The following is a 22,919-nucleotide window of genomic DNA, read 5'->3' as shown; positions in this document are numbered from 1 at the left end:
GAATCATCCACCGGCACACCATGATCAGCGGCCAGGTCCTCCACCAACGCCGACGTCGCATCCAGCAACACCGCATCAGCGAAACCCTTCACCGCCTCCGCCGCTTGGATCACGTCTCCCAGCCGCTACCGGGAGAACTCCCTCGGCCCCGCAGCCGCATCGACACGACCGCCCTCAGCGACCAAGGTCATCACCGCATCCGCCACCGACGACGCAAGCTGTGACACGTCCACCAGCCGACGATCTCCGCCATCGGTTGCTTCACCGGTCATACCCTTCACCCCCAGTCGTCTACGAAACTTGCCATTTGCGTTCGAGTCTAGCGGTGACCACCGACAACCGATCACCGTACATCGGACCCACTTCGACGGCCTTCATTGGCGTGCGGCTTGATACTGCTGGGCCGCCTGGCTGAGCATGGTTCGCTCCGACAGAACCGTGGCTGACGATCGGGAGCTCCCACCGTGGACTGTCTCAAGCGAGCCGTTGATGTCGGCCGGTCCTGATTGGATCGACGCGTGATCGTCTGCTTGATGGGCCCGGCCGCGTCCGGAAAGTCGACGCTGGCCAAGTTCCTGGAGGCGCAGCAGCCCGAACGTTTCGCACGGGTCCCGGTCGACTACTTCTTCGTGCCACGCGCCGCCGATCGGACGCCGGCTGACTATTTCGCCACCCCCTTGGCCTACGACTGGGCCGCGCTCGACCGCGCCCTCTGCACTCCGGTCGGCGAACGACGGACCACACCCGACTGCGACTTCGAGCGTTTCGTCCGCCGCTCTCGGTTCGGCGGTCTTCCGATCAATGAGGCACCGGTCTACCTGTTGGATGGAATGCGTCCGCATCCGCGATGCGACGTCCTGGTGATGTTCGACCTCGACGACAGCGAACAACGTCGCCGCCTGGTCGAGCGCGACGCCCGCTGGGGCACGACCGTGGCCGACCGGCACGAGCACCTGGCAGCGACCTTCGCCGCCGGTTGTGCCGAGCTGCCCACGGCGCCGTGCGTACGCCTCACCGCCACCGATGACCTGGAGCAGAACGCAATGCGGGTCATCGACGCACTCACGACCCCATACTCGTAGGGCCAGGCGGTCACGGCGTTGACTCCGCGGAAAGGCTGCGGAGCCGGACGGTCTGCGTGAAGATCGGACTACCGAGATGCGTCCGGCGCTTCGTAGGGATCCGCTCCGCGGTCACCCAGTCGGAAGGCGGCGAAGGTTTCCCGCAGGCCGTTCGCGACATCGGGCATGGGCTTAGTCTCGCGCAGTGCGAGATCGTTCAGCGATCTCGGAGGTGAACCGCGTCAACGAGTTGAGGTAGCGCTGCACATCCGGTTCGGCGCTGATGGTGACCAATTGTGTTGCGGTGTCACGTAATGCCTCAGTGTCCCGGCCGAGGTCATGCAGCGTGAGTGCGCGGAAGAGCACCACGGCACTGTTGTCGGGATAGTCCCTCAGCAACGTGTCGAGTATGGCGAGGGACTCCTCCAGCCGGCCGAGGTGTCGCAACGTGGACGCCTGCTGCAGCAGCGCCCGGTGCCGGTACGGCTCGTCCAGCCGGACACCGACGGCCCGGTCGTACCACTCCAGCGCCTCTGCCTCGCGTCCGGCGGAATCGAGGGTGCCGGCAAGCTCGTACCGCACTCGGCCGTCCTTCGGAAACCGTTGGTGCAGAGCCGATGCGGCGTCGATCCGGGCATCGGCGTCGTCGAGCGCCCACACCGCCGCGATCTCCGCTTCTGCCTCGTGCTCGCCACGGGCGGCAACAGCCTTGCGTCGGATCGCGGCCGCGTCGTCCGCCGTCGCGCCGTGCGTCATCAGCCAGTGGTGCAGCTGCGCCCAGTGCGAGTGGGTCATCAACGCGAGCACGTCTCCGTCGTGTGCGGCGCCGAGTAGCCCGGTCAGACCGCTGAATTCGTCGGGCCACGACGCCGTGGGCAGTACTCCGACGTGCGAAAGTCCTTGGCGCATAAGGCTTTCCAGATCCTGCATAGACCGACCGCGCAGGTAGTGCTCCTTGTGCTGGATCTGCACTCGGTCGGCACCGAGGCCGGCCAGCTCGCCCATGCGCACCAGGATCTCGTCGGTCCGGTCGCCGCCGGTGCCGAGCCCGAGCTGGAGCTGCGAGCCCGGCCGCACCAGGCCGCGGCCCACGCGCAGCAGCGCCTCCAGCCCGGCCTCGTTGTGTGCCATGTCGAGCACCACCGTGGCCGTGCCGCCCTGCGGGAGCGTGACGGTGTAGATGTTCATCCGGCCGGGGTTCAGCCGGTGATCGGGGGTGAAGGTGCGCAGTCCCTGCGCCACGGCATCCCTCGACAGCCCGGCGCCGAGGCCGGCGGCCGCGCCGGCCAGTGCGTTGGCGATGTTGTGCTCGGACAGGCCGGACAGCGTCATCGGCACATCGACCAGGCTCACCAGGCGGACCGGTGACGCACCCTGCTCCAGCACCGCGATGTCGCCGTCCAGCACGGTGATCCCACGTCCGTGCGCGTCCAGCGCCTCCCGCAGCGAGGGCGATCCCGGGTCCAGGCTGAAGCACCACGGCCGTCCGCCCGCAGTCGAGCGCATCGCCCACACCCGCGGATCGTCGCCGTTGAGCACCACCCAGCCCTCGGGTTTGGTGATCTTGGTGATGATCGCCTTGACCTCGGCCAGCTGGTCGAGGGTGTCGATCCCGTCCATGCCCAGGTGGTCGGCGCTGACATTGGTGACGACACTGACGTCGTTGTATGCCGTGCCCAGCCCGCGCCACAGCATGCCGCCACGCGCGGTCTCCAGCACGCCGAACTGCACACCGGGAGCCTCGAGCACCGCACGTGCTCCGCCCGGGCCGGAGTAGTCGCCCGACTCGATCACCTCGCCCTGCACCAACACGCCGTCGGTCGAACTCCAACCGGTCCGCAGCCCTGCCGTCATACCGAGGTGAGCGATCAACCGGGTGGTCGTCGTCTTGCCGTTGGTGCCGGTCACCGCGACCACGGGCACCTTCGGACGCAGCGCCCGGACACGCTCACCGAGCGGTTCGGCACGCACTCGGGCACCGGCCGCGGCCAGTGTCGGGGTGACAGGCTGCCCGGCCAACAGGTCGTGGAGCACCGGGGCGAGAACGTCCGCGATCACCCTGGCCCGGCCCGCGTGGTTGAGCGCGAAGGCGACCACCACCTCGTCCGGCCCCGCCCCGGCACGCACCCGCACCCCGATGCGGACCACGCCGGCCTCCCGCATCACCAACCGGACGACCCGCTCGACGACACGCAGCACGAAGCCGCGCCGGCCCTCGCTGCCCGGGTCCCCGGGATCACGCCCACGGACCCCGAGGTCGTGGGCCAATGACGTCAGCTGCGGCGCCGAGGCAGCGACGAATCCCGGAACGCCCAGCGTCAGTTTGGCGGCGGGCCGGGTGAAATAGAGGTTGGGGCCGCGCAGGATTCGTGCTCCGAGCACCTGCGCGGCGTCCGAGTCGGCCATGACCGGAACCGGTTACTGCCCCATGGCGTGGACGCCGCCGTCCACGTGCACGATCTCACCGGTCGTGGCCGGGAACCAGTCGGACAGCAACGCGACGCAAGCCTGCGCGGCAGGGGCCGGATCGGTGATGTCCCAGCCGAGCGGAGCGCGCTCGCTCCAGACCTGCTCGAACTGCTCGAAGCCGGGGATCGACTTGGCCGCCGTGGTCCGGACCGGTCCTGCGGAGACCAGGTTGGAGCGGATCTGCTTCGGTCCCAGGTCGCGCGCCAGATAGCGGTTGGTCGACTCGAACGCTGCCTTGGCGACACCCATCCAGTCGTAGACCGGCCAGGCGAACTTCGCATCAAAGGTCAAGCCGACCAGGGACGAACCCTCGGTCATCAACGGAAGCGCAGCAACAGCAAGCGATTTCAGCGAGTATGCCGAGGCCTGCAATGCCGTCGCCGCGTCCTCCCAGGTGCCGGCCATGAAGTCGAACGCTCCGGGAGGGGCGAAGCCGATCGAGTGCAGGACACCGTCGAGCGAGTCGAATCCGGCCGCGCTGAGCCGGTCGGCCAGGCTGTCCAGATCGCCCTGCTCGGTCACGTCCAGCTCCAGCACCTGCGGTGTCTGGGGCAACCGCTTGCTGATGGTCTGGGTGATGCGCATGACGCGACCGAACGATGTCAGGACCACTTCGGCGCCCTGTTCCTGTGCGATCCGGGCCACGTGGAACGCGATGGACGACTCCATCGTGATGCCGGTGATCAACAGTCGTTTGCCTTCGACGATGCCTGCCACGTCGACTCCTCTACTGGGTGCGGTTCAGCTGTCGGTGAGTTGGTGCTGTGCAGTGGTGCGGCGCCTCAGTGGCCCATGCCGAGGCCGCCGTCGACCGGGATCACGGCGCCGTTGATGTAGCCGGCGGCGTCGCTGGCCAGGAAGCGCACGACCTGGGCGACTTCGTCGGGCTCGGCCAGCCGGGCGGCCGGGATCGAGTCCACATAGGCCTTGCGCTGTGCCTCCGGAAGGGCCCGCGTCATGTCGGTGTCGATGAAGCCGGGGGCCACCACGTTGGCGGTGATCGCCTTCTTGCCCAATTCGCGGGCGATGGAGCGCGCCATACCGACCAGACCGGCCTTGGACGCTGCGTAGTTGACCTGGCCGGGACCGCCGAAGAGTCCGACCACGCTGGACACGAAGATGATGCGGCCGCCCTTGCGGCGGATCATGCCCTTGGTCGCCCGGCGGGCGCACCGGAACGCTCCGGTCAGGTTGGTCTCCAGCACCCGGTCGAAGTCCTCGTCCGTCATCCGCATGAGCAGCGTGTCCTGGGTGATGCCGGCGTTGGCGACGACCACTTCCACGGGGCCACCGAAATGCTCCTCCGCGGCCGTGAACGCAGCGTCCACCGACGCGGTGTCCGTGACATCGCAGGCAACGGTCGTCGCGCCCGTCGGACCGTCGGTGCCGCTGCGCGAGGTCACCACCACGTCGTCGCCGGCCGCGACGAACGCCTCCGCGATCGCCCGGCCGATGCCTCGGTTGCCTCCGGTGATCAACACGTGCTGCGGCATCTGGCCCTCTCCTCGTCGGTCGTCGCGTGCCTGGCGGCACGACTGCACAGGCTATTGGACTACCGCGCGGTAGCGCGCACGGGCCGCACAGACACCGCGCCTAGACTGAGGCTGTGCCGCGTCGGAACGAACAACCCTCAGTGCAGTCGGCGACCGACCTGCCGATGCCGGGCAAACACGACCTCGACAACCGGATGCGCAACTACGCCATCGCGATGGCCATCCGCACAGCCGCCTTCGTGCTCGCCTACTTCATGGACGGCCCGCTGCGGTGGATCTGCGTCGTGATGGCGGTGCTGCTGCCCGAGGTGGCAGTGATCGGCGCCAACGCCGCCAACCAGAAGCGCCAGCAGGTGCGCGGGCGTGGGCGGGTCACCGATCAGCGACGGCAACTGCACGGACACCGCTGATGCGGCTGTCCGGCGCGGCTCCCGACCAGCCCACGCAGTGCAGCGCGAAGGGCTGTCGGCGCGAGGCGTCATACGCCTTGGTATGGCGCAACCCGAAGATCCACGCCGAGGACCGGCACAAGATCTGGCTCGCCTGTGACGAGCACCGCACGACCCTGTCTGAGTTCCTGAGCTTTCGGGGGTTCCCCTTGGAGATCAAGGCGATCGACGAGCTCTAGCCGCCAATACTCGACATCGGCCGGTCGGGTTGCTGGAAGTTCGGATCGCCGATCCCGTGACCACGGCGCTTGGCCAGCATCGTCGCGCGGATGAGATCGGCGATCTCCTCGTCGCTCGCGCCGGCCCGCATCGGACCACGCAGGTCACCCTCGTCCCGGGCGAACAGGCAGTTGCGGACCTGGCCGTCCGCGGTCAGCCGCACCCGGTCGCACGCCCCGCAGAACGGCGCCGTGACGCTCGCGATGACGCCGACCGTCGCAGGGCCACCGTCGACGAGGAACAGCTCGGCGGGTGCGCTGCCGCGTGCTTCGTCGGGCAGCGGCGTCAGCTCGAAGCGACGCCCCAGCGTCTCGCGCAACTCTGTCGCGGTCAGCATCGTCTGCCGCTCCCAGGTGTGCCCCGCGTCCAGCGGCATCTGCTCGATGAACCGCAGCGCGAGATCGCGGTCCAGGCACCACTGCAGCAGATCCGCTGGGTTGTCCTTGCCCTTCGGGTCGTGCATGGCGACGGCGTTGATCTTGACCGGCCGCAGCCCGGCGTCCTGGGCGGCCTTGATGCCGCGCTCCACGTCGGCGAACCGGTTGCGGCGGGTCAGCTGCTGGAAACGCTCGGGATCGACGGTGTCCAGCGACACGTTGATGCGTTCGAGGCCGGCATCCGCCAGCGGCTGCGCCAGTCGGTCCAGGCCGATGCCGTTGGTGGTCATCGCGATACGGGGGGCGTGCTCGAGCTCGGCGAACCGGCGCACGACGTCGGGCAGTCCGCGCCGCAGCAAGGGTTCACCACCAGTCAGCCGCACCGACGTGACACCCAGCCGGGTGAAGATGTCCACCACCCGCACGAGTTCGTCGTCGGTGAGCATCTCCGGCTTCGGCAACCAGTCGAGGCCCTCGGCGGGCATGCAGTAGGTGCAGCGCAGGTTGCATCGATCGGTCAGTGACACACGCAGATCCGTGGCCACTCGACCGAACGTGTCCGGCAGGCCCGCGCCGGTCTTGTCGAGGCTGGTCATAGGACTCCAGGGTAGGACAGTTACCGTCAGAGGGTGCTCCGCAGGCTTCTCACCCGACGCTGGCTGACCTGGTTTTTGGTCGCAGTCGTCTGGGCCGTCGCCTGTGTCTTCCTCGGCCGGTGGCAGTGGCACCGCTACGAGGGGAAGTCGCTGTCCCAGCACCAGGTGTCGGACAACTACGACGCCCCACCCGTCGCGGTGACCACCATCCTGCCCGACAAGGGCAGCAAGCTCACCCCGAACGACACATGGCGGCAGGTGAAGCTCGTCGGACATTACGAGCCCGCGAAGAAGCTGCTGGTGCGCAACCGGCCCAATGACGGCTACTTCGGATACGAACTCGTCATACCGTTCCGGCAGGACGACGGGCCGACGGTGCTGGTGGACCGGGGCTGGATCGAGAACGGCCGGACTGCCGCCGCGCCGGAGACCGTCCCGCCGACCCCTAGCGGCACGCTCACCGTCGTCGGCTGGCTGCAACCCGGCGAGCAGGCGACCAGTAACAAGGACGTCCCGGGTCAGGTCTCCTCGATCAACCTGGACCAGATCGCCACGCTCACCCACGACGACCTGCTCACCGGCGGTTACGTGCTGATGCGGACCGAGAAGCCCGCCGCGCCGGCGACGAGGAAGGGTCTGGCCGCGCTGCCCAAACCCACTCCCGGGACGTATGCCGGCATCAATCTCAGCTACGCGCTGCAGTGGTGGGCGGCGGCGGCCGGCGGCATCCTCTTCATGCTCTACCGCTGCTGGAAGGAAGAGCAGGAAGCGGTCCACGGGCCCAGACCACCGAAGCCGAAGAAGCCCAAGAAAGTCCGGATCTGGGACGAGGAAGACGCCTGACCGTCGCCGTGCAGAGGTCCGCCTCCGCCCCACGGCGTACCAAAGTCTCCCCAGGGCAGGGTTCGGCACACCAGCCCGCCCCACGGCGTACCAAAGTCTCCCCAGGGCAGGGTTCGGCACACTAGCCCGCCCCAAAGTCTCCCCAGGGCGTACCAAAGTCTCCCCAGGGCAGGGTTCGGCACACCAGCCCGTACCAAAGTCTCCCCAGGGCAGGGCTCGGCACACCAGCCCGTACCAAAGTCTCCCCACGGCGTACCAAAGTCTCCCCAGGGCAGGGCTCGGCACACCAGCCCGCCCCAGGGCGTACCAAAGTCTCCCCAGGGCAGGGTTCGGCACACCAGCCCGTACCAAAGTCTCCCCAGGGCAGGGTTCGGCACACTAGCCCGCCCCACGGCGTACCAAAGTCTCCCCAGGGCAGGGTTCGGCACACCAGCCCGCCCCACGGCGTACCAAAGTCTCCCCAGGGCAGGCTTCGGCACACCAGCCCGCGCGCGACATTTCCGCGCCGCGACCCGCCTGATCGCGACCGGCTCAGCCCCGACGTGTGCGCTCGAGGAACGCCTGCATCGCCGCCTTCGCCTCGTCGGAGGCGAACAACCGCGCGGACAGGTCGGCGACCTTCGCACCGCGCGCATCGACCTCGGCCAGCAGCGGCGCCGTGAGCAGCGCCTTGCTCTCCCGCAGACCCTGGGCGCTGCCCTGCGTCAGCTGATCCAGCACCACCTCGACCGCTTCATCGAGCGCGGCAGCCGGTACGGACTCGGTGATCAGGCCCATCTCGGCCGCCGTCGCCGCATCGAAGGTTTCGGCGGTGAGGAACGTGCGCGCGGCAGCGCGGCTGGTCATCCGGGGCAGCGTGGTCAGTGAAATGAGCGCGGGCGCCAGGCCGAGGCGAGCCTCGGTGAACGCGAACGTGACCGTGTCGGCCGCCAGGACGATGTCCGCCGCACCGACCAGCCCCAGCCCGCCGGCACGCACCGGCCCGTGCAGGCGTATGACGACAGGCTTGCCGCATGCCAGGATCTGCCGCTGCAGCGCGACCAGGTCGTGCGCACCCTGAGCCATTCCCCCGGCCCTGGCCTCGGCCAGATCGGCACCGGAACAGAACACCGTGCCGGCGGCCGTGAGCAGGACCGCCCGGACCGAGTCGTCGGCCTCCGCGGTGTGCAACGCGGCCGACAGCTCCGCCACCAGTTGCTTGCTGAGCGCGTTGCGGTTGTGCTGGCTGTCCAGGGTGACGGTGGCGATCCCGCGGTCGGAGTGCAGGTGAACCAGCTGCGTTGTCGTCATACGGCCAGACGTTAGTCGGAGGCGATCGCCGGACTCTGCACCGGCTGGTCCCGGAACTGCGTGCGGTACAGGTCGGCGTAGGTGCCGCCGGCGGCGAGCAGTTCCTCGTGCGAGCCGCGCTGGACGATGCGTCCCTGCTCCATCACCAAAATGAGATCGGCGTCCCGGATGGTGGACAGCCGATGCGCGATGACGATCGACGTCCGGCCCGCCAGCGCGGAGTCGAGCGCCCGGGAGACCGCGGCCTCGGACTCCGAGTCCAGGTGCGCGGTCGCCTCGTCGAGCACCACCACGGACGGTGCCTTGAGCAGCAGGCGGGCGATCGCCAAGCGCTGCTTCTCGCCGCCGGACAGGCGGTGCCCGCGGTCGCCGACCATCGTGTCCAGACCGTAGGGCAACCGGCTGACCAGGTCCCACACCTGCGCTTCGCGCAGCACGCGTTCCAGGTCCTCGTCGCTCGCGTCCGGTGCGGCGTAGAGCAGGTTGGCCCGGATGGTGTCGTGGAACATGTGGGCTTCCTGCGTGACGACGCCGACCCGGTCACGCAACGCGTCGAAGGACACCGTGCGCAGGTCCCGCCCACCGATGCGTACGGTGCCGCTGGTCGGGTCGTAGAGGCGCGAGACCAGGCCGATGGTGGTCGTCTTCCCGGCGCCGGAAGGACCGACCAGGGCGATCATCTGGCCCGGTTCGGCCCGGAACGACATCCCCTGCAGCACCGTCGACCCGTCGCCCTTGTCCCGTGTCAGCACGGTTTGCAGCGACTCGATCGACACCTGGTCCGCGGTCGGATACCGGAAGACGACGTCGTCGAACTCCACCCCGATCGGGCCGGGCGGCAGGTCGGCGGGCTCGGCGTGCTCGGCGACCAGAGGCTGCAGGTCGAGCACCTCGAAGACGCGCTCGAAGGAGATCAGCGCCGTGAGCACGTCGACGCGGACGCTGGACAGCTGGGTCAGGGGTGCGTAGAGGCGGCCCAACAGCGCGGCCAGCGCGAGCAGCGTGCCGATCGTCATCGCGCCGTGCACCGCCATCACCCCGCCGATGCCGTAGACCACCGCGGTCGCCAGGGTCGCCAGCAGCGTCAGCCCGACCAGGAAGATCGCCCGCTGAACGGCGATGCTGATGCCGTAGTCGCGCACCTTCGCCGCCCGTTCGGCATACTCGTGGTCCTCCTGCGCGGGGCGGCCGAACAGCTTGACGAGCAGCGCACCCGCGACATTGAAGCGTTCGGTCATGCGCGCGCCCAGGTCGGCGTTCTCGGTCATCTGACCCCTGGTCAGGCCGGCCAGCCGGCGGCCCAGGATGCGGGTCGGGATGAGGAAGAACGGCACGAGCACGAGCGCAGCGAGCGTGATCTGCCAGGACAGCGCGGCCATCGCCACGATGATGACGATCACGCTGACCAGGTTGGACACCACGTTGGACATCACCGACGTGAAGGCCTGCTGGGCACCGATCACGTCGGAGTTGAGCCGGGTGACGAGTGCGCCGGTCTGCGCGCGCGTGAAGAACGCGATCGGCTGGCGCAGCACATGGCCGAACACCTCGCGCCGCAGGTCGTAGATGAGCCCCTCGCCGAGTCCGGCGGACAGCCACCGCTCGACCACCCCGAGGGCCGCGTCGACAACCGCCACGATGCCGGCGGCGACCGCCAGCCACACCACCAGCGCGGTGTTCTTGTCGCCGACACCCTTGTCGACGATCTCCTTGAGGATCAGCGGGGTGGCGATCACCAGCAGCGCATCGACCACCACCAGGACGAGGAAGGTGCCGATCTTGCGCCGGTAGGGCCGGGCGTAGCCGAGCACCCGCCGGGATGTGCCCGGCTTCAGCCTCGACATCTCGGTCGACTCGCGGGTCAGCGAGTGCATCACCTGCCAGTTGCTCATCGTCCTCCTCCGGAGACTCACCGGCCGCCTGCCGGTCCGTCAGTCGCCAACAACGCCCGGAGGCGATGTATGCCGGAGGTATGACCCCACCCGTGGAGTGGCCGCGGCCAGGCCGAGAGTGACCACCGCGGTCGTCGTCCAGAGTGGGACGCCATCGGACAGTGTCAGTGTGGCGCCGATGATCAGCGGCGCCACCGTCGTGGCGACACCCCAGCTGAGGCCGAACAGTGCGAGGTATCGGCCGGTGGCGCCTTCGGGCGCGAGTCGAGAAGCTTGTGCGTAGAGGTGGCTCATCAGCAGGACATCGGCCACCGCGGCCACGACGCCGGACACCAGGACGATGCTCGGGTCATGGCCGGCTGCCAATAACCCGATCGCTGCCGCGAATGCCACGAAACCCACTGTCAACGCCACGAATCCGCCGCCGGCGTTGAGGCGGTCGATCCGCAGGAGCGGCTGCGCGAGTACGGCGACCACCGCCGACGCCGCCGTGCTCGCACCGATCACCCACAGCCCGATCCCTCGATCCGCAACCGTGAGCGGCAGGCCGAAGACGACGATCATGTAGACGAGCGTGAAGATGGTCGACAGCGCGAACAGCACCAGCAGCCGCCGGTCGCGCCATGGCCAGGCCACGGTGCGGTTGTCGGCGGCAGGCTTTCCGGGCGGCAGGAAACCGCGGACGACGCCAGCGCACACCAGGCAGGTCGCGGCGTCGATGACGAACAGCAGACGCAGATCCAATCCGGCGACGACGGCAGCCACTCCCCCTGCTGCGACCGCTGCGACGGTCATCGAGACGAAGAGCAGCCCGAACAACGCCGGGCCGGTACGTTCATCGCTCTCGTCGGCGATGAGGGCTTGCGTGGGTGGCTCGATGAGCTCATAGGACAGGCCGAGGCCGATTGCCCCGATGACGGCCGACATGGTGCCGGTGGCCGCCGCGAGCACCAATTGCGTGGTGGCACAACCGATCAGTCCCAACAGGATGGTCGGACGCGATCCGACGAGATCCAGCAACCAGCCGCCGGCCAAGCGGGACGGGATCGTCGCGAGTCCGAACGCCGCCACGATCAGACCGGCCGTACGCACCGACTCGTGTAGCTCCTCGGTGAGCAGCACGGCCAGGAACGCCATCGAGAACCCGCCAACGCGATTGACCATCCGAGCAACGAGCAGCCCCTGCGCTCCGCGAGAGAGCACCTGCCACGCAGCGAGTGGATGCCGTGCCGCATAACCATCGTCTATGCTGTCGCCAGTCACGATCGGACACGCTACGCAAGTCAGGAGTCACTGGTCAAGTGCGTTTCGACAGTCACATCGAGAGACTGCTCACGGCGGCTGCCAGGTTGGTCAATGCGCTCAGCCCCGGCCTCGACGGCGGGCGCGAGGTCGCCGTACCCGAGACTGCGGCGGACCTGCGGACCGCCATCGGCGCCGCCCTCACGTTCGATCATCAACCCACCGTGAGCGCGGCCGCCGCACGCACTCTCACCGCTGTGATCCCTGATGTCCGAGCGGTTTTCGAGTCAGCTGCCGCGGGTGACACCGCCCGTGCGGCCCGGCTGACCAACGCCCTGCTGAACCACACCGGGGCCCGGCCGCGACTCAATGCCGACGCCGACGGCACCTGGCACCTGCACTTCCACGGCCCCACCGACAGCTTCGGCCCGGGCTGGGCGGCCGGCCTGGCCGCCGGGCTGACAATGGCACTGGGAGTCGACGAGATCGGCCGGCTCGGCGTCTGCTCGGCGGATCGCTGCGACCGGGTGTATGTCGACAGCTCACGCAACGGCACCCGGCAGTTCTGCTCCACCCGGTGCCAGAACCGCACCAAGGCCGCCGCGCACCGCGCCCGGCGCACGTAGCCCTCAGGCCAGTTCGACCAGGTCCTGGTAGTCCGGGCCCCACAGGTCCTCGACACCGTCGGGCAGCAGCAGCACCCGCTCAGGCTCGAGCGCCTCGACGGCGCCGGGGTCGTGGGTGACCAGCACGACCGCGCCCTCGAAGGCGCGCAACGCACCCAGGATCTCCTGGCGCGACGCCGGGTCGAGGTTGTTGGTCGGCTCGTCGAGCAGCAGCACGTTGGCGGCGGACACCACCAGCAGCGCCAGCGAGAGCCGGGTCTTCTCGCCACCGGACAGCACCCGCGCCGGCTTCTCGACGTCGTCGCCGCTGAACAGGAACGATCCGAGCACCTTGCGCGTCTCGGTCTCGTCGAGGTCGGGCGCGGCCGACTTCATGTTGTCCAGGACGCTGCGATCCACGTCGAGGTTCTCGTGCTCCTGGGCGTAGTAACCCAGTTTCAGGCCGTGGCCCGGCTGCACCTGCCCGGTGTCCGGCTGGTCCACGCCCGCCAGGATCCGCAGCAGGGTCGTCTTGCCGGCCCCGTTCAATCCCAGCACCACGACCTTGGAGCCGCGGTCGATCGCCAAATCGACGTCGGTGAAGATCTCCAGCGAGCCGTAGGAGCGCGACAGGCCTTCTGCCATCAGCGGTGTCTTGCCGGACGCCGCCGGCGTGGGGAACCGCAGCTTCGCGACACGATCCTGCTGCCGACTGCCCTCCGCGCCCTGCAGCATCCGCTCGGCCCGCCGGATCATGTTCTGGGCCGCCGTGGCCTTGGTCGCCTTGTAACGCATCTTCTCGGCCTGCGCCATCAACGCAGACGCCTTCTTCTCGGCGTTCTGCCGCTCCCGGCGGCGGCGCCGCTCGTCGGTCTCGCGTTGTTGCAGGTAGGTCGTCCAGCCGACGTTGTACTGGTCGATCGCGGCGCGGTTCGCATCCAGGTGGAAGACGCGGTTGACGACCTGATCCAGCATCTCCACGTCGTGGCTGATGATGATCAGCCCACCCGAGTAGGTCTTCAGGTAGTCACGCAGCCAGTGGATCGAGTCCGCGTCCAGGTGGTTGGTCGGTTCGTCGAGCAACAGCGACTCGGCACCGGAGAACAGGATCCGCGCCAGTTCCACCCGGCGGCGCTGACCACCGGACAGGGTCTCCAGCGGCTGGTCCAGGATGCGCGATGGCAGCCCGAGCGACGACGCCAGCGACGCGGCCTCGGACTCGGCGGCATACCCGCCCTTGCCCAGGAACTCGGCGTCCAGGCGTGCATACCGACGCATCGCCCTCTCACGCTTCTCGTCGTCCTCGTCGGCCATCGCCTTCTCCGCAGCGCGCAGATCGCGGATGACGACGTCGAGCCCACGCGCGGACAGGATGCGGTCCCGCGCCAGCATGGCCAGATCACCGGTGCGCGGATCCTGCGGCAGGTAACCGATGTCTCCCGAGGACGTGACGGTGCCGGCCGCCGGCTGGCCCTCGCCGGCGAGCACCTTCGTCAGCGTCGTCTTGCCGGCGCCGTTGCGGCCCACCAGGCCCACGCGGTCCCCGGCGGCGACCCGGAACGTCGCTTCTTCCAGAAGGATTCGTGACCCCGCACGCAACTCGATACCTTGTGCGGTGATCACTGACTGTCCCTTCTGGCGCGATCCCTCGCGCCGCCCTACTGGCGCGGCAACTGGCGGCATACATGAGGGAGCGCCTGCCGCTACGCCGTTGCCGGCGCGTGCTTCAGGCGCCCGAAGCCGTTCACTCGATAGTGTACGTCCAGGGTCAGCGGCGCCCCAATCCGTTTACGGCGTCGCAGCAGTGAAGGGAAACCGGCGTGACGTTCAATGACAACGCCAACATCGGCACCGGTGACGTCTCCAGCGGAGGCAGCGGCGGTGGGGGCGGCGGGCTGATGCCCGGCGGTGTGGCGGTCGGCGGCGTCGGCGGCGTGATCGTGATGATCCTGATGGTGCTCTTCGGCGGCGACCTGACCGGCGGCGGCGGAGGTGGCGGATACCCCGGACAGATCACCGGCCAGGACCAGGCGAATCCCTACGGCCAGAACCAGATCGGCTCCGGCGGCAGCACCGACGCGATCCAGCAGCAACTCGACCAGTGCACAACCGGTGCCGATGCCAACAACAACGACCTGTGCCTGATCAAGGGCACCGTGGCCAGTGTCGAGGGCTTCTGGAAGGTCTATCTGCCCAAGGCCGCCGGCAAGGACTACTCCCCCGCGGTCACCAAGGTCTTCTCCGGGCAGATGCAGTCGGGATGCGGCACCGCCAGCACCGAGATGGGGCCGTTCTACTGCCCGCTCGACAAGCAGGTCTACATCGACGCCGGCTTCTTCCAGGAACTGCAGAGCCAGTACGGCTCCGACGGCGGCCAGCTCGCCAAGGAATACGTGCTCGCGCACGAATACGGCCACCACGTCCAGGACATCCTTGGCCTGCTCGGCCGCGCCCAGCAGGACCCGCAGGGCGCCGAGTCCGGCTCCGTGCGCACGGAGCTGCAGGCCGACTGCTTCGCCGGCATCTGGGTCTCCTACGCCGACGGCTCCCGCAACGGCCAGGACGGCATCACCATCGATCCGTTGCTGAACAAGATCAACGACTCGGACATCGACTCGGCGCTGTCAGCGGCGGCCGCCGTCGGCGACGACCGCATCCAGCAGAAGGCACAGGGCCGCGTCACCCCGGAGACCTGGACCCACGGATCCTCCGCCGCCCGGCAGAAGTGGTTCAAGATCGGCTACGACAAGGGCAGCCTCAACGCGTGCAACACCTTCGACGCCGCCACCGTCGAGTGAAGCAGGCCCGCTGAGCACTCGATGTGAGTCAGCTCACATTTTCCTGACGTCGCGAGCAACCTCCCGTATGCCGTCCGCGTCTTTCCTGCACCCCACATCTCGTGGGAGCAGGAAGGAAGGAACTGTCATGGCACACACCATCACGCGGGGTCTGCGCGGCAAAGCCGCACTTGCGGTGTGCGGTCTGACTGCAGCCACCGTCATCCCTCTGGCAGCCTCGGGTGCGGCGCACGCAGCGCCGTACTGCGGCATCACCTGGGGCTCGACCGGCAAGGTCGCGGCTGCAATCACGTCGGACACCGTGCGCGGTGCCCGCTCCGGTCAGCACTCGTGCTACGACCGGCTCGTTCTCGATCTGGGCGGTAGCGGTCGCAGCACCGGCTACCGGGTGCGTTACGTCAGCGCGGTCAGCGGACCGTCGGGCAACCCGGTGGCTCTCGCCGGCGGGGCACGCCTGCAGATCGACGTCAATGCGGCGGCGTCGGACGCTCAGGGACGTCCGACCTACCGGCCCGCTGATCCCCGGCACGTCACCGACGTCGCCGGTTACCGCACGTTCCGCCAGGCCGCGTTCGTCGCGTCGTTCGAGGGACAGAGCACGTTCGGACTCGGGGTGCGCGCCCGACTGCCGATGCGGGCGTTCGTCATCCAGGATCCGGCCGGACAGCGCCTGGTGATCGACGTCGCCCACAAGTGGTGACGGAACGGTCACTCCCCCCTTCACCGAGCGGACACGAAACACACTGACAGGACACGTAATGGGGCCGGAAACGGGCCGATTTACGTGTCCTGTCGGTCGGTTCTTGTCCGCTCGGTGAGAGAGAGCGATCAGATGTTGAAGCCGAGGGCGCGCAACTGCTCGCGACCGTCGTCGGTGATCTTCTCCGGGCCCCACGGCGGCATCCACACCCAGTTGATGCGGTGCGACTCGACCAGGCCCTCGAGGGCGGCCGCGGTCTGGTCGGCGATGACGTCGGTCAGCGGACAGGCCGCCGAGGTCAGGGTCATGTCGATCACCGCGGCGTTGTCCGCGTCGACGGTGATGCCGTAGACCAGCCCGAGGTCGACGACATTGATGCCCAACTCGGGGTCGACGACGTCGCGCATGGCTTCCTCGACGTCCGCGACGTTCGGCGGGGTGACTACTTCGGCCATGATCAACCAACTCCCGTTGTGGTGGTGCCGGAACTGATGTCCACGCCGGCCTGCGCCAGCGCGTCGGTGTATGCCGCCCACGGCAGCAGTGCGCACTTCACGCGCGCGGGATACTTCGACACTCCGGAGAACGCCACGCCGTCCCCGATGATTTCCTCGTCGCCGGGGTCCTGGCCCTTGGAGGTCAGCATCTGGCGCATCGCCTCGAAGGTCCGCAACGTCTCGCCCACCGGGTGGCCGATGACCTCCTCGGCCAGCACCGAGGCGGACGCCACCGAGATGGAGCATCCGATCGAGTCGTAGGAGACGTCCTGCACGACCGCAGCGTCGCCGGCGCCGGTCACGTGGACCCGCAACGTCACCTCGTCGCCACAGGTGGTGTTGACGTGATGCGTCTGGGCGTCATACGGCTCACGCAGGCCGGCGTGGGCGGGATGCTTGGAGTGGTCGAGGATCAGCTCCTGATAGAGGTCCATCAGACCGCCACCCCGAAGATGTCGGGCACCCGGTCCAGCGCCTCGAGGAACACTCGCACCTCGTCCAGGGTGGTGTAAGGACCGAAGCTGGCCCGCGTGGTGGCGGTGAGCCGTCCGGCCCGGTGCAGCGGCCAGGCGCAGTGGTGGCCCGTGCGGACCGCGACTCCCGAGTCGTCCAGCACCTGCCCCACGTCGTGGGGATGGACCCCATCGATGACGAAAGCGACTGCGCCGGTGCGCTTGTCGACGTCACGCGGTCCCAGCACGCGCACCCACGGACGCTCCGTCAGGCCGTCGAGCACCGCCCGGGTGATCCTCCGGTCGTGCGCCGCGACCGCGTCCATGCCGAGTGCGGACAGGTAGTCGCACGCGGCGGCCAAGCCGACCGCCTGCGACTCGTTGGGCACGCCCGCCTCGAATCGCTGCGGCGGCGGCGCATAGGTCGAACCCTCCATCCGCACCAGCTCGATCATCGACCCGCCGTAGAGGAACGGCGGCATCGCCGCGAGCAGTTCGCGCCGGCCGACGAGCACGCCCACGCCATACGGCCCGAGCATCTTGTGCCCGCTGAACGCCATGAAGTCGACACCGAGCGACGCGAAGTCGACGGGCAGGTGCGGCACCGACTGGCACGCGTCGAGCACCGTGAGAACGTCGAACTCCCGTGCCAGTGCTGCGAGTTCGGGAACCGGGTTGATGGTGCCGAGCACGTTGGAGACGTGCGCGAACGCGAACACCTTCACCGCCGGGCGCGAGATCAGGTCGCGGGCAGCGGCCAGGTCGAGCTCACCGTCCTCGGTGACGTCCAACCAGCGCAGGGTGGCACCGGTGCGCCGCGCCAGCTCCTGCCACGGCACCAGGTTGGCATGGTGCTCCATCACCGTGGTCACGATCTCGTCGCCGGGACCGATGCGGAAGCGGTCGGTGACCGCCGGGTCGGCTCCGGAGATGCCGAGATCTCCGTCGGCGGAGGCATTGCTGAACGCGTAGGCGACCAGGTTGATCGACTCGGTCGCGCTCTTGGTGAACACCACCTCGCCCGGAGCAGCGCCCACGAACGCGGCGACGGTCGCGCGGGCACCTTCGAACGCCTCGGTCGCCTCCTCGGCGAGCTGGTGCGCACCGCGGTGCGCCGCAGCGTTGTGGTGCTCGTAGAAGTCGCGCTCGGCGTCGAGCACCTGACGCGGTTTCTGCGAGGTCGCACCCGAGTCGAGATAGACCAACGGCCGGCCGTCCCGGACGGTGCGGTGCAGGATCGGGAAGTCGTCCCGCACCTTCTCGACATCGAAGCCCGTCATACCCTCTCCTCACTCCGCACGAACGTATGCCGCCCTGCCGGGCCTGAACGAGGTCAGGCCGTCGGGGTCAGGAAACGGTCGTAGCCCTCGGCCTCGAGACGGTCGGCGAGCTCCGGACCGCCCTCTTCGGCCACCCGGCCGTTGACGAACACGTGCACGTGGTCGGGCTTGATGTAGCGCAGGATTCGCGTGTAGTGCGTGATCAGCAGGACACCCGCGTCGGTCTCGGCCTTCGCGCGGTTGACGCCCTCGGACACGACGCGCAGCGCGTCGACGTCCAGACCCGAGTCGGTCTCGTCGAGGATGGCCATCTTCGGCTTGAGCAGTTCCAGCTGCAGGATCTCGTGACGCTTCTTCTCACCGCCGGAGAAACCTTCGTTGACGCCGCGCTCGGCGAAGACGTCGTCCATGCGCAGGTTGGCCATCGACTGCTTGACGTCCTTGACCCAGTGGCGCAGCTTCGGCGCCTCGCCGTCCACGGCGGTCTTGGCGGTGCGCAGGAAGTTGGACACCGTGACGCCCGGGACCTCGACGGGATACTGCATCGCCAGGAACAGCCCGGCGCGGGCGCGTTCGTCGACCTTCATCGCCAGCACGTCCTCACCGTCCAGCGTGACGGTGCCGCTGGTCACGGTGTATTTCGGGTGCCCGGCGATGCTGTAGGCCAGGGTCGACTTGCCCGAGCCGTTCGGGCCCATGATCGCGTGGGTCTCCCCCGAGTTCACGGTGAGGTTGACGCCCTTGAGGATCTCCTTGGTGCCCTTGTCGGTGTCGACGGACACGTGCAGATCGCGAATCTCCAGCGTTGACATGTAGTTTCAGCTTCCTTCTTCAGCTCGCGCGGACGGCGACATACACGTCACCGTCCTGGATACGTACGGGGTAGACGGCAATGGGCGCGGTGGCCGGCGGTCCGGTCGGCTCGCCGGTCTCGAGGTCGAATCGCGACCCGTGCAACCAGCACTCAATCGTGCAGCCGTCGACCTCGCCCTCGGACAGGGACACATTGGCGTGGCTACAGGTGTCGTTCACCGCGTGCACCACGCCCTCGTCGTCGAGCACCATCGCGACGCGCACCCCGTTGATCTCGGCCAGTGCCGCCTCGCCCTGCGGAAGTTCGTCGCGTGCGCAGACCCGTACGAACTCGTCGGTCACGGCATCCGTGTCGCTCATAGGGTCGCCTCGGCGGCGAGTTCGGCGTCGATCGCCTCCATCAGCGGGTCGACGACCGCCGGAACGCCGATCTTGCTGATGATGTCGGCGAAGAAGCCACGCACCACCAGTCGGCGAGCCTCCTGCTCGGGGATGCCACGTGCCTGCAGGTAGAACAGCTGCTCGTCGTCGAACCGGCCGGTCGAGCTCGCGTGACCGGCGCCGGCGATGTCGCCGGTCTCGATCTCCAGGTTGGGCACCGAGTCGGCGCGAGCGCCGTCGGTGAGCACCAGATTGCGGTTGAGCTCATAGGTCTCGATGCCCTCCGCCTCGGCGCGGATGAGCACATCGCCGACCCACACCGAGTGGGCCGACTCGCCCTGCAGCGCACCCTTGTAGGTGACCAACGACGTGGTGTGCGGGGCATTGTGGTCGATGAAGGTGCGGTGCTCCAGGTGCTGCCCCTCGTCGGCGAAGTAGACGCCCAGCAGGGTCGCGTCACCGCCGGGGCCGTCGTACTTGACGTTGGAGTTGATCCGCACGACCTTGCCGCCCAGCGTCACGGCGATGTGCCGGTAGGTGGCGTCCCGGCCCACCAGCGCCTCGTGCTGCGCCAGGTGCAGCGCGTCGTCGTCCCACTGCTGCACGCTGACCAGCGTCAGGTGCGCGCCGTCGCCGACGACCACCTCGACGTTGGCGGTGTGCTCACCGGAGCCGGTGTGCTCGATGATGATCAGGCCCTGGGAGTGGGCACCCGCCTCGATGACGACGTGGCCGTTGGAGCGTTTGCCGGCTGCACCGGTGACCTGCACGCGGATCGGCTCGTCGTACTCGGTCTCCGCCGCGAGCTTCAGGTGCAGCGCCTTGGCGCTGCCGGCGTGGGCGAGCACCGAGGCCCGGTCACCCGGCTTCAGCGCCGCACCCCGCGCACCCTCACCGGCACCCAGCGGCTCCGCGATGACCGAGTCGTCGGAGATCTCCACGGTCACCGCGCCGTCGGCGGTCGGCTCCTCGGCCAGCAGACCGGTCAGCCGGTCGACCGGTGTGAAACGCCAGTCCTCCTCCCGGCCGTGCGGCACCGGGAAGTCGGCGACGTCGAAAGACGTCGTGCGCTCGGCACGGGATTGTTCGGGCACCGACGCCTGCGCAGCAGGGTCGACGTGGGTTTTCGCATCGGGTGTCAGCAGGGACATCGCGGGGTCAATGGTCCTTCCAGGAGAGTCGAAGTGAGCTGCGGAATGTCGATCGGGTTAACCGACCGCGCCTTCCATCTGCAGCTCGATGAGGCGGTTGAGTTCGAGGGCGTACTCCATGGGGAGTTCACGCGCGATCGGCTCGACGAAGCCGCGCACGATCATCGCCATCGCCTCCTCCTCGGTGAGGCCGCGCGACATCAGATAGAACATCTGGTCCTCGCTGACCTTGGAGACCGTGGCCTCGTGGCCCATCTGCACATCGTCCTCGCGGACGTCGACATACGGGTAGGTGTCCGACCGGCTGATCTGGTCCACCAGCAAGGCGTCACAGACCACTGAACTCTTGGAGTGCTCGGCGCCTTCGAGCACCTGCACCAGACCCCGGTATGACGTGCGTCCGCCACCACGGGCAACCGACTTCGACACGATGGTCGAGCTGGTGTGCGGCGCGGCGTGCACCATCTTGGCGCCGGCGTCCTGGTGCTGGCCCTCGCCGGCGAACGCGATGGACAGCGTCTCACCCTTCGCGTGCTCGCCCATCAGGAAGACTGCCGGGTACTTCATGGTGACCTTGGAGCCGATGTTGCCGTCGATCCACTCCATGGTGGCGCCGGCCTCGCAGGTCGCCCGCTTGGTGACCAGGTTGTAGACGTTGTTCGACCAGTTCTGGATGGTCGTGTAACGCACCCGGGCGTTCTTCTTGACGATGATCTCCACCACGGCCGAGTGCAGCGAGTCCGACTTGTAGATCGGCGCGGTGCAGCCCTCGACGTAGTGCACGTACGAGTCCTCGTCGGCGATGATCAGCGTCCGCTCGAACTGGCCCATGTTCTCGGTGTTGATCCGGAAGTAGGCCTGCAGCGGGATCTCGACGTGCACGCCCTTGGGGACGTAGATGAACGAGCCACCCGACCAGACCGCGGTGTTGAGCGAGGCGAACTTGTTGTCGCCGGCCGGGATTACCGAACCGAAGTACTCCTTGAAGATGTCCTCGTGCTCGCGCAGACCCGTGTCGGTGTCGACGAAGATCACGCCCTGCTGCTCGAGATCCTCGCGAATCTGGTGGTAGACGACCTCCGACTCGTACTGCGCAGCAACACCGGCGACCAGGCGCTGCTTCTCCGCCTCCGGGATGCCGAGCCGGTCGTAGGTGTTGCGGATGTCCTCCGGCAGGTCCTCCCAGGAGGCGGCCTGCTGCTCGGTCGACTTCACGAAGTACTTGATGTTCTGGAAGTCGATGCCGGTCAGGTCCGACCCCCACCAGGGCATCGGCTTCTTGTCGAACAGCTTCAGTGCCTTCAGCCGGCGCTGCAGCATCCAGTCCGGTTCGTTCTTGCGCTGCGAGATGTCGGCGACGACCTCCGGGGAGAGGCCACGACGAGCACTGGAGCCCGCAACGTCACTGTCGGCCCAGCCGTACTCGTAGTTGCCGATGCCCTTCAGTCCCGGGTTGAGCTCTTCGATGGTGCTCATCTCGAATCCCTTTCTGTCGCGTGGGAAGTGCTGTGTGCCGCTTGGGGTGCAGCAGTTGGTACGAACGTGGTGCACACGTGGTCGCCATGTGCGAGCGAGGACAGCCGCTGGACGTGGACTCCGAGCGTCCGGGAGAACGCCTTGGCCTCTTCCTCGCAGAACTGGGGGAACTCCGCGGCGACGTGCTGGACAGGGCAATGCCCCTGACACAGTTGAACCCCCGCCAGAGGTGTGTCATTCCCGACCGGGCGGGTCGTGGCGGCATACCCCTGGTCGGTGAGCGCAGCCGCCAGCGCCTGGGTGCGGCTGTCCAGATCGCGCCCGGCGGACTCCACCACCGGCAGCGCTTGCTCGGCGAGAGATGCGGCACGTTGACGCGCGAACTCGGTCACTGCGTCCTCGCCCGAGGTGTCGCGCAGGAATCGCAGCACCGAGCCGGCGAGCGGCTCGTAGTCGCCCCGCAGCCGGGCGTGGCCCGAGGACGACACCACGAAGGCCCGCGCCGGGCGCCCGCGACGGCGCTCACCCGTGCCGGCCTGCTCGCGCTCCTCCACCAGCTCGTCGTGTGCCAGGCAGTCCAGGTGCCGGCGGACCGCGGCCGCAGTGAGGCCGAGCGACTCCGCGAGCTCGGCCGCCGTGATGGGGCCGCGCTCGGAGATCGTCCGCAGCACGCGCTCACGCGTGCCGACCTCACCGGCTGGGAAAAACACAACATCAGTGTGACGTAATTCCCTGGGAACCTTCCACCCAGGGTGACCTAAGTCCGCCGCACGGCCATCGGCGGCGTCGCCCGGCCCTCGGGAAGCAGTGGCAGCTTCACGACCTACACTTGGCG

Annotated in this window: 23 protein-coding genes; 7 read left to right on the top strand and 16 right to left on the bottom strand. The window is 68.3% G+C overall.

From position 1 onward, the window contains the following. Nucleotides 1–518 precede the first annotated feature (518 nt). Entirely contained in the window at nucleotides 519–1,082 is a 564-nt protein-coding gene (locus tag ACYVBN_RS17015; protein ID WP_460601543.1) for a hypothetical protein, read from the top strand. 171 nt (nucleotides 1,083–1,253) lie between these two features. Here ACYVBN_RS17015 and ACYVBN_RS17010 read toward each other — a convergent pair whose 3' ends face one another. The 3 genes from ACYVBN_RS17010 to ACYVBN_RS17000 form a co-directional block, all read right to left on the bottom strand. Beyond that, nucleotides 1,254–3,467, bottom strand: coding sequence for a tetratricopeptide repeat protein (locus tag ACYVBN_RS17010; protein WP_460601542.1), 2,214 nt, complete (start codon nucleotides 3,465–3,467; stop codon nucleotides 1,254–1,256). Nucleotides 3,468–3,479: 12 nt separating this feature from the next. Next, complete coding sequence (gene fabI / locus ACYVBN_RS17005) at nucleotides 3,480–4,247, bottom strand: enoyl-ACP reductase FabI (protein WP_440282852.1); 768 nt, start codon at nucleotides 4,245–4,247, stop codon at nucleotides 3,480–3,482. 65 nt (nucleotides 4,248–4,312) lie between these two features. Next, nucleotides 4,313–5,023, bottom strand: a complete 711-nt coding sequence (locus tag ACYVBN_RS17000; protein WP_440282851.1) for a beta-ketoacyl-ACP reductase — start codon at nucleotides 5,021–5,023, stop codon at nucleotides 4,313–4,315. A 113-nt stretch (nucleotides 5,024–5,136) separates the two neighbouring features. Here ACYVBN_RS17000 and ACYVBN_RS16995 point away from each other — a divergent pair, with 113 nt between their 5' ends. Beyond that, nucleotides 5,137–5,433: a DUF3099 domain-containing protein gene (locus tag ACYVBN_RS16995; RefSeq protein WP_460601541.1), complete on the top strand. Its 297-nt coding sequence runs from the start codon at nucleotides 5,137–5,139 to the stop codon at nucleotides 5,431–5,433. Continuing rightward, nucleotides 5,433–5,651: a hypothetical protein gene (locus ACYVBN_RS16990; RefSeq protein WP_460601540.1), complete on the top strand. Its 219-nt coding sequence runs from the start codon at nucleotides 5,433–5,435 to the stop codon at nucleotides 5,649–5,651. The genes ACYVBN_RS16995 and ACYVBN_RS16990 overlap by 1 nt, the downstream gene beginning before the upstream one ends. Here the strand turns inward: ACYVBN_RS16990 and moaA are convergent. Beyond that, nucleotides 5,648–6,664 (bottom strand): GTP 3',8-cyclase MoaA, encoded by a 1,017-nt coding sequence (moaA, locus tag ACYVBN_RS16985; protein ID WP_460601539.1) that lies wholly within the window; start codon nucleotides 6,662–6,664, stop codon nucleotides 5,648–5,650. The two genes, ACYVBN_RS16990 and moaA, sit on opposite strands and share 4 nt — an antisense overlap. A gap of 33 nt (nucleotides 6,665–6,697) precedes the next feature. Here moaA and ACYVBN_RS16980 point away from each other — a divergent pair, with 33 nt between their 5' ends. Beyond that, complete coding sequence (locus ACYVBN_RS16980) at nucleotides 6,698–7,507, top strand: SURF1 family protein (RefSeq protein WP_460601538.1); 810 nt, start codon at nucleotides 6,698–6,700, stop codon at nucleotides 7,505–7,507. Nucleotides 7,508–8,038: 531 nt separating this feature from the next. On the opposite strand, the gene ACYVBN_RS16975 is transcribed toward ACYVBN_RS16980, so the two are convergent. From ACYVBN_RS16975 to ACYVBN_RS16965, 3 genes are read right to left on the bottom strand one after another with little or no spacing between them, the layout of a single operon-like run. Next, complete coding sequence (locus tag ACYVBN_RS16975) at nucleotides 8,039–8,797, bottom strand: Clp protease/crotonase-like domain-containing protein (RefSeq protein WP_460601537.1); 759 nt, start codon at nucleotides 8,795–8,797, stop codon at nucleotides 8,039–8,041. A gap of 11 nt (nucleotides 8,798–8,808) precedes the next feature. Continuing rightward, on the bottom strand, nucleotides 8,809–10,689 hold the full coding sequence (locus ACYVBN_RS16970; protein ID WP_460601536.1) for an ABC transporter ATP-binding protein: 1,881 nt from the start codon (nucleotides 10,687–10,689) through the stop codon (nucleotides 8,809–8,811). Between the two features lie 39 nt (nucleotides 10,690–10,728). Beyond that, on the bottom strand, nucleotides 10,729–11,853 hold the full coding sequence (locus tag ACYVBN_RS16965; protein ID WP_460601535.1) for an MFS transporter: 1,125 nt from the start codon (nucleotides 11,851–11,853) through the stop codon (nucleotides 10,729–10,731). A 137-nt stretch (nucleotides 11,854–11,990) separates the two neighbouring features. On the opposite strand from ACYVBN_RS16965, the gene ACYVBN_RS16960 reads away from it, so the two are divergent. Then, entirely contained in the window at nucleotides 11,991–12,557 is a 567-nt protein-coding gene (locus ACYVBN_RS16960; RefSeq protein ID WP_460601534.1) for a CGNR zinc finger domain-containing protein, read from the top strand. A gap of 3 nt (nucleotides 12,558–12,560) precedes the next feature. Here ACYVBN_RS16960 and ACYVBN_RS16955 read toward each other — a convergent pair whose 3' ends face one another. Beyond that, nucleotides 12,561–14,159 carry an ABC-F family ATP-binding cassette domain-containing protein gene (locus tag ACYVBN_RS16955; RefSeq protein ID WP_460601533.1) on the bottom strand — a complete coding sequence of 533 codons (1,599 nt, stop codon included), beginning with the start codon at nucleotides 14,157–14,159 and terminating at the stop codon, nucleotides 12,561–12,563. Nucleotides 14,160–14,356: 197 nt separating this feature from the next. Here ACYVBN_RS16955 and ypfJ point away from each other — a divergent pair, with 197 nt between their 5' ends. Together ypfJ and ACYVBN_RS16945 are read left to right on the top strand one after the other, a co-directional pair. Beyond that, the gene (gene ypfJ, locus ACYVBN_RS16950) at nucleotides 14,357–15,334 is read left to right on the top strand and encodes a neutral zinc metallopeptidase (RefSeq protein WP_460601532.1); all 978 of its coding nucleotides are present in this window, start codon (nucleotides 14,357–14,359) and stop codon (nucleotides 15,332–15,334) included. Nucleotides 15,335–15,461: 127 nt separating this feature from the next. Continuing rightward, nucleotides 15,462–16,034 (top strand): AMIN-like domain-containing (lipo)protein, encoded by a 573-nt coding sequence (locus ACYVBN_RS16945; protein ID WP_460601531.1) that lies wholly within the window; start codon nucleotides 15,462–15,464, stop codon nucleotides 16,032–16,034. 128 nt (nucleotides 16,035–16,162) lie between these two features. Here the strand turns inward: ACYVBN_RS16945 and ACYVBN_RS16940 are convergent, their stop codons facing one another. Genes ACYVBN_RS16940 through ACYVBN_RS16905 form a run of 8 tightly spaced genes read right to left on the bottom strand, consistent with a single transcriptional unit; the run spans nucleotide 16,163 to nucleotide 22,794 of the window. Further along, on the bottom strand, nucleotides 16,163–16,489 hold the full coding sequence (locus tag ACYVBN_RS16940; RefSeq protein WP_460601530.1) for a metal-sulfur cluster assembly factor: 327 nt from the start codon (nucleotides 16,487–16,489) through the stop codon (nucleotides 16,163–16,165). A 2-nt stretch (nucleotides 16,490–16,491) separates the two neighbouring features. Then, complete coding sequence (gene sufU, locus ACYVBN_RS16935) at nucleotides 16,492–16,965, bottom strand: iron-sulfur cluster assembly scaffold protein (RefSeq protein ID WP_460601529.1); 474 nt, start codon at nucleotides 16,963–16,965, stop codon at nucleotides 16,492–16,494. Then, nucleotides 16,965–18,263 carry an aminotransferase class V-fold PLP-dependent enzyme gene (locus ACYVBN_RS16930; RefSeq protein ID WP_460601528.1) on the bottom strand — a complete coding sequence of 433 codons (1,299 nt, stop codon included), beginning with the start codon at nucleotides 18,261–18,263 and terminating at the stop codon, nucleotides 16,965–16,967. Before ACYVBN_RS16930 ends, sufU begins: the two co-directional genes overlap by 1 nt. A 53-nt stretch (nucleotides 18,264–18,316) precedes the next feature. Continuing rightward, nucleotides 18,317–19,075 (bottom strand): Fe-S cluster assembly ATPase SufC, encoded by a 759-nt coding sequence (gene sufC, locus ACYVBN_RS16925; RefSeq protein ID WP_440280764.1) that lies wholly within the window; start codon nucleotides 19,073–19,075, stop codon nucleotides 18,317–18,319. Between the two features lie 19 nt (nucleotides 19,076–19,094). After that, complete coding sequence (locus ACYVBN_RS16920; protein WP_440280763.1) at nucleotides 19,095–19,436, bottom strand: non-heme iron oxygenase ferredoxin subunit; 342 nt, start codon at nucleotides 19,434–19,436, stop codon at nucleotides 19,095–19,097. Then, nucleotides 19,433–20,608 (bottom strand): SufB/SufD family protein, encoded by a 1,176-nt coding sequence (gene sufD, locus ACYVBN_RS16915; protein ID WP_460601527.1) that lies wholly within the window; start codon nucleotides 20,606–20,608, stop codon nucleotides 19,433–19,435. The genes ACYVBN_RS16920 and sufD overlap by 4 nt, the downstream gene beginning before the upstream one ends. A 57-nt stretch (nucleotides 20,609–20,665) precedes the next feature. Beyond that, nucleotides 20,666–22,084, bottom strand: coding sequence for a Fe-S cluster assembly protein SufB (sufB, locus tag ACYVBN_RS16910; RefSeq protein WP_440280761.1), 1,419 nt, complete (start codon nucleotides 22,082–22,084; stop codon nucleotides 20,666–20,668). Next, nucleotides 22,081–22,794: a helix-turn-helix transcriptional regulator gene (locus tag ACYVBN_RS16905; RefSeq protein WP_460601526.1), complete on the bottom strand. Its 714-nt coding sequence runs from the start codon at nucleotides 22,792–22,794 to the stop codon at nucleotides 22,081–22,083. Before ACYVBN_RS16905 ends, sufB begins: the two co-directional genes overlap by 4 nt. Nucleotides 22,795–22,919: the final 125 nt, after the last annotated feature.

The sequence above is a fragment of the Flexivirga lutea genome (assembly GCF_054778955.1).
This window is presented reverse-complemented; position numbering and strand designations above follow the sequence as displayed.